Origin of the sequence: Acinetobacter sp. 1566109 (assembly GCF_000582255.1) — a bacterium.
GTDB classification, from domain to species: domain Bacteria; phylum Pseudomonadota; class Gammaproteobacteria; order Pseudomonadales; family Moraxellaceae; genus Acinetobacter; species Acinetobacter nosocomialis.
In genome coordinates, this window is record NZ_JEYB01000129.1 from 1 (window position 1) to 2,295 (window position 2,295).

The following is a 2,295-nucleotide window of genomic DNA, read 5'->3' on the forward strand; positions in this document are numbered from 1 at the left end:
AGGATAAATGAAAATTAAGTACTTACACAAAATTTAGAACAGTCCCAATGAAACTGAATGTTCAATTACTTTAAGAAGTGGCCATATTATCCGTGTCGTTGGTCTAGATAACTATGATGACCTTCGTGGATCTGGTTTATTTTTCTTAATTATTGATGAATGGGCCGACTGTAAATGGGCTGCATGGGAAGAAGTGCTTCGCCCGATGCTTTCTACCTGTAAGTATATGGTGAACGGCGAACAGCGAGTTGGTGGCCATGTTTTAAGAATTGGTATGCCTAAAGGCTTTAACCATTGTTATGACACATTCATGGATGGTCAGCCAGGGCATGAACCAGACTGTAAAAGCTTTTCTTACACTTCATTACAAGGTGGAAATATTCCTGAGTTTGAAATCATTGTTGCTAAACGCAAAATGGATCCTAAGACATTTAGTCAGGAACATGAAGCAAGCTTTGAGAGCTATCAAGGTGTCATCTACTATTGTTTTAACCGGTTGCTAAGTGCATCAAGTGAAACAGTTAAGGTTAATGATGTTCTTCATGTGGGAATGGACTTCAACGTAACTAAAATGGCTGCTGTGGTATATGTTCGCCGTGGTGAGCATATGCATGCGGTAGATGAGTTCTTTAATCTATTCGATACTCCAGCAATGATTGAGGCTATCCAAGAGCGATATCCTAATCACGAGGTTGCAGTTTATCCCGATGCTTCAGGTGAGAATCGAAAGTCGAGTAATGCTAGTGAGACAGATCTGGCTTTATTAAGAAAGGCAGGTTTTAAAGTTCATGTGAATAGTCGAAATCCAGCAGTAAAAGATCGTATTAACTCAATGAACGGTATGCTCTGCAATACATTATCTGAGCGCAGATTATTCGTAAATGTAGATAAATGTCCTCACTTTGCTAAATGCCTAGAGCGACGAATCTATGATGATTATGGACAGCCGGATAAGAGTGCCGGTTTTGACCATATGAATGATGCAGGTACATATCCAATCGCTTATTTATTCCCGATCGACAAGAAATCTGTTGGAGTTCGAAGAATTCGCGGGATGTCTTAAACAATGCACCTTTACAGGTGATTTTTTATTGGTGTTTTTATGGCAGTTACTGATAAACATCCGCAGTATATTGCTGCACAAAAAAGCTGGTTGGTTATGCGTGACGCCGTAGCAGGTGAAGAGCAAATTAAACATGCACAAACTAAATACCTAGCTAAATCGACCGGAATGATTGAGGCTGAAAAGCAAGGAGATACGACTGGAGAGATTTATAAAGCCTATCTAAGTCGCGCTCAGTATCCATTATGGGTTCAGGATTCATTACGCACGATGATTGGTTTATTTTCAAAGCTGGAACCTAACATCGTAATTGAGAGTTCTCTGTTAAAGGGTTTAATAGAGAATGCAACCAATGATGGATTTGGCCTTAAACAGCTCTTCATTAGAATTTGTCTTGAACTTCTAGTATTTGGTCGTTGTGGTTTGCTAGTGGATGTTGATTCCAATGGGGTTCCTTACTTTGCGCTTTATGAGGCGCTTTCAATCATTAACTGGAAGGAAAACAGCATTGGTGGGCGAAAAGATTTAAAGCTTTTGGTGCTCGTGGAGCAATTTGATAATAGTGAAGATGAATTTGGCCATAACAGGATTATTAGCTAATTTTAAGGTGTTGGTATTATATGAAAAAGATTATTTTTTTAAGCTTAGTTCTTGGTTTGGTAGGGATTAATGGTTGCTCAAAGGTGGAAAAAGAGTCAAAAGAAGCTATCTTAAGCACCTTAAAAGATCCTGATTCAGCCCAATTCCAAAATATAAAAGGATATTGCGGAGAGGTAAATTCTAAGAATAGCTACGGTGGTTATTCAATTTGCAATAATTTGGGAAGCACACTGCACTCCAAATAAATTATCTTTAAAATAGCGCAATGAGTGTGTAAAGGATTGATGTGTGCTGAGAAAACAGGAGGTTTTAACTTGGTAAACTATAGACACTCATCAGGAGTTTACCATGAGCAAGAAACAGAAGACTTACACCGCAGAATTTAAAGTTGAAGCAATAAAATTGATTGAAGCCAATCAAGGCAATGTATCGGAAACAGCCAGACAACTTGGCATTTCAATGCAAACTCTTTCAAATTGGAATAATAAAGCAAAGACTGGCACCTTAGCAGGCACTAAACAATATTCACCTGATCTAAATGCCTTACTCGAAGAAAATAAAAAGCTCAAACAACAGCTCAAAACAGCTGAAATGGAACGTGAATTTCTAAAAAAGGCAGCAGCGTACTTTGC

General features: G+C 38.5%; 1 protein-coding gene and 3 pseudogenes. All 4 read left to right on the forward strand.

Annotation, left to right across the window (positions count from 1 at the left end):
* Nucleotides 1–43: 43 nt before the first annotated feature.
* Nucleotides 44–1,063 (forward strand): annotated as a pseudogene (locus J582_RS24585) (terminase); the annotation flags it as partial.
* 39 nt (nucleotides 1,064–1,102) lie between these two features.
* Nucleotides 1,103–1,645: pseudogene (locus J582_RS24590) on the forward strand (hypothetical protein); the annotation flags it as partial.
* 38 nt (nucleotides 1,646–1,683) lie between these two features.
* Nucleotides 1,684–1,908, forward strand: a complete 225-nt coding sequence (locus J582_RS24595) for a hypothetical protein (RefSeq protein ID WP_016653391.1) — start codon at nucleotides 1,684–1,686, stop codon at nucleotides 1,906–1,908.
* A gap of 103 nt (nucleotides 1,909–2,011) precedes the next feature.
* A pseudogene (locus J582_RS24600) lies at nucleotides 2,012–2,295 on the forward strand (transposase); the annotation flags it as partial.